Annotated in this window: 4 protein-coding genes; all 4 read left to right on the top strand. The window is 63.2% G+C overall.

All coding sequences use genetic code 11. The features are described from left to right. On the top strand, positions 1-607 hold a 607-nt coding region (locus K0H48_RS20660), incomplete at its 5' end, for an efflux RND transporter permease subunit (RefSeq protein ID WP_219268945.1). Then, positions 597-1,763: an efflux RND transporter periplasmic adaptor subunit gene (locus K0H48_RS20655; RefSeq protein WP_219268944.1), complete on the top strand. Its 1,167-nt coding sequence runs from the start codon at positions 597-599 to the stop codon at positions 1,761-1,763. The genes K0H48_RS20660 and K0H48_RS20655, both read left to right, overlap by 11 nt. Beyond that, complete coding sequence (locus K0H48_RS20650; protein ID WP_219268943.1) at positions 1,747-3,165, top strand: efflux transporter outer membrane subunit; 1,419 nt, start codon at positions 1,747-1,749, stop codon at positions 3,163-3,165. The genes K0H48_RS20655 and K0H48_RS20650 overlap by 17 nt, the downstream gene beginning before the upstream one ends. 428 nt (positions 3,166-3,593) lie before the next feature. Continuing rightward, positions 3,594-3,848, top strand: a complete 255-nt coding sequence (locus K0H48_RS20645; protein WP_219268942.1) for a DUF6124 family protein — start codon at positions 3,594-3,596, stop codon at positions 3,846-3,848. Positions 3,849-4,001: the final 153 nt, after the last annotated feature.

Raw genomic sequence — 4,001 nt, 5'->3', positions numbered from 1 at the left:
GCAAAAAGTGCTGGATGACACCGCCTCCATGCGCCCCAAAGGCGCGGTGATCAGCCTGCACGGGCAGATCGACGCGCTGCATGAAGCGTTCAGCGGTTTGAGCTTCGGCTTGCTCGGCGCCGTGGTGCTGATCTACCTGCTGATCGTGGTCAACTTCCAGTCGTGGGCTGACCCGTTTGTGATCATCACCGCGCTGCCGGCGGCGTTGGCGGGGATTGTGTGGATGCTGTTCCTCAGCGGCACCTCGCTGTCGGTGCCGGCACTCACCGGCGCCATCCTCTGTATGGGCGTGGCCACCGCCAACTCGATCCTGGTGGTGAGCTTCTGCCGTGAACGCCTGGCCGAACATGGCGACGCGCTAAAGGCCGCCATGGAAGCCGGTTACACGCGTTTCCGCCCAGTGTGCATGACCGCCCTGGCGATGATCATCGGTATGTTGCCGCTGGCGATTTCCGAGGAGCAGAACGCCCCGCTCGGCCGCGCCGTGATCGGTGGCTTGATCTTCGCCACCATCGCCACTTTGTTGTTTGTACCCGTGGTCTTCAGCCTGGTCCACGGTCGTCACCCTACTCGCGCTGCTGCTGGAGAAACCCCACATGTCGTCTGATCACAAACCCTCGCGCAAGCGTCTGATGCTCATGGGTGTCGGCGGCCTCACCTTGGCCGCCCTGTTGGTCGCTAACGGCCTGCACGCCCGCACCACCCACGAAGAAGCGGTTACCGCCTGGACCGAAACCGCCGCCATCCCCCAGGTGATGGTGTTCCAGCCCAAGCTCAACGCGGCCGGCGATACCCTGCGCCTGCCCGCGCACCTCGACGCCTGGAGCAAGGCGCCGATTCATGCGCGGGTGAGCGGCTACTTGAAGGACTGGAAAGTCGATATCGGCAGCCAGGTGAAAGCCGGGCAAATCCTCGCCGAAATCGACAGCCCCGACCTCGATCAGCAACTGGCGCAAACCCACGCCCGTCTGCTCCAGGAACAGGCCAATGCGCGCCTGGCCGCAACCACCGCCACACGCTGGCAGAACCTGCTCGCCAGCCACTCGGTGTCGCGTCAGGAGGCGGATGAAAAAACCTCCAACGCCGCTGCGGCCAAAGCCAACGCCGAGGCGGCAGCCGCCGACTATGCGCGGCTGTCGGCGCTGGAAAGCTACAAGACCATCCGCGCGCCGTTCGCCGGCACCATCACCGCGCGCAATACCGATATCGGCCAATTGATCAAGGCCGATACCGACAGCGACCCGGAACTGTTCAACATCGCCGACACCCACCAGTTGCGCCTGTATGTGCCAGTGCCGCAGAACTACGCGTCGGTGATCCACCCAGGGCTTGAGGCCGAGCTGACCGTACCCGAGCACCCTGGCGAACACTTCAAGGCGCGCCTGATCGGCGACTCCACCGCCATCGACCGCCGTTCCGGCACCCTACTTGCGCAATTCGTCGCCGACAACCCCAACGGCGAACTGCTGCCCGGTGACTACGCCGAAGCCACGCTGCCCATCCCGGCCGACACCCACGGCGTGAGCATCCCGGCCAGCGCCTTGATCTTCCGCGCCCAAGGCACCCAAGTGGCGGTGCTGGACGCGCGGAACCATGTGCACCTGCAAGACATCCACATCGGCCTGGACCTGGGCGAGCGCCTGGTGATCGACCAAGGCCTCAAACCCGCCGACCGCGTGGTCGACAACCCGCCCGACGCCCTGCGCGAAGGCGACCCGGTAGAGCTTGCCCAAGCCGGAGGTGCGCATGCGCATAAGGTTTAACCCTCTCGCGGCGCTGGTGCTGCTGGCCCTGCAAGGTTGCTCGATGGCGCCCACCTACAAGGTGCCCTCGGTTGACCTGCCGGCCGGCTACCGCGAACAGACCAGCGATGGCCCATGGCACAGCGCGCAACCGTCCGACCAACTGGCACCCGCATGGTGGAAGCTCTACAACGACCCGCACCTTAATGACCTGCAACAGCAACTGCTCAAGGCCAACCCGGACCTGGCGGCGGCGCTGGCGCACTTTGATGCGTCCCAGGCCTATGCCAGCCAATTGCATGCCGGGCTGTTCCCGCAAATCACCGCCAGCGCGCAGCCATTGCGCCAGCGGCAATCGGATGCGCGGCCACTGCGCGGCGATACGCAGCCGTCGGTGTACAACAGCAATACAGCGGCGTTTTCCCTGAGCTACGACCTCGACCTGTGGGGCAAGATCCGCAACCAGGTCGCAGCGGGTGACGCCCAGGCGCAAGCCTCCGGGGATGACCTGGCGGTGGCGCGCCTGAGCCTGCAGCATCAGCTGGCGACCCTGTATGTACAGATCAACGGGCTGGATGCGCAGAGCCGGATCCTCAATAGCTCGCTGGATGATTTCAGCCAGGCGCTGCAACTCACCCGCAGCCGATACGAAGGCCAGATTGCTTCGGAGCTGGACCTCACCCGAGCGCAAAACCAGTTGGCCGAAGCCAAGGCTCAGCTGGATGAAGTACGCGGGCAACGCAACCTCACTGAGCACGCCATTGGTGAGTTGGTGGGTGTGGCGGCGAGCAACTTCACGTTGCCGCCGAGCCAGCAGTTGATTGCCTTGCCGGGCATCCCATCACAACTGCCGAGCCACCTGCTGCAACGTCGCCCGGACATTGCGGCGGCGGAACGGCGGGTGTTTGCGGCCAATGCGAATATTGGCGTAGCCAAGGCGGCGTGGTACCCGGATTTCAGTCTGACCGGGTTGATCGGCGGGCAGACGCAAGGGGTTGGCAACCTGCTGTCTGCCGGCAACCGCTACTGGGCGCTGGGGCCGTTGGTGAATCTGCCGATCTTTGATGGTGGGCGGCTGAGCGCCAATGAGCGTCAGGCCAAGGCCGAGTTTGAAGAAGCGTCGGCCCAGTACCGTAGCCATGTGCTGAAAGCGGTGCGTGAGGTGGAAGATAACCTGGCGCAACTGCGCGACTTGCAGCAAGAGGCCCAGGATGAGCAAGCGGCAGCGGACGCGGCAGAACATACGCAGTCGTTGGCGATGAACAGCTATCAAGCCGGGGCCGTGAGCTATCTGGATGTGGTCACCGCGCAAACGGCAGCGTTGCAGGCGCAGCGGACCTTGCAGGCCGTGCAAACGCGGCAATTGCAGGCGAGTGTAGGGTTAGTCACGGCGCTCGGCGGCGGCTGGCAACCCGGTGCCTGAAACTCCCCTGTAGATCGTTCCCACGCTCCGCGTGGGCATGCAGCCGGTGACGCTCTGCGTCACGACTTTAAGGGCGGACGCAGAGCGTCCAGAGCGGCATTCCCACGCAGAGCGTGGGAACGATCGGCATCCGGGAAATCTCCTACAAGTGTTTAGGGTTGCTGCTCGGAACTGCGCTGACTAGTCTTCACCGGTCGCTGCCAACTCAGCGACCGGACGTGAGAAATCCGAACAACTCCATTGGCGCGAACGCGCTCACCATATACAGTGCAGACGCTTTTTTTGCTCGCTGTAATGGCGGCTGTGCGCGGGCATGCTTCGGCGTGGCCGAGTTCCTGGAGACTTGGTTTTCTCACTCCGCGTACAGCTGCCACCCACAGTCCGTGAGAAAGATTTGGGGTAGCCCTTAATTCTCCAGGAGTTACCTCATGATCAAAGACAGTCCAAACCCACCTTCCGACTCAAACCTGCTCTTCACCCTCCGCCCCGACCTCGACACCGAAACCCTGCTGGTCAATGCCTCTCAGGATCTGGAATCCATCACTGCCATCGCGGCGAACCTGGCTTTTGAAGTTGAGGGTCCGCAGCGCAGCGTGGTGCTGGGGATTTGTCGGATGGTGGAGGGTGTGCAGTTGCTGGTTGATCGGGTCGTAGAGGGAAGCGGCGAGGCACGCGTGCAGTAACGGCGTCGCCTGTCAGGGCCTCATCGCAGGCAAGCCAGCTCCCACATTTGGAATGTATTCACAGATCAAAATGTGGAAGCTGGCTTGCCTGCGATGAGCATAGGTATCTACCCAAATTTCTAAAGCTGCCACATGCCTCTGTGGCGAGCAGGC

The organism is Pseudomonas sp. Xaverov 259, assembly GCF_019352915.1.
Classification (GTDB): domain Bacteria; phylum Pseudomonadota; class Gammaproteobacteria; order Pseudomonadales; family Pseudomonadaceae; genus Aquipseudomonas.
This window is presented reverse-complemented; position numbering and strand designations above follow the sequence as displayed.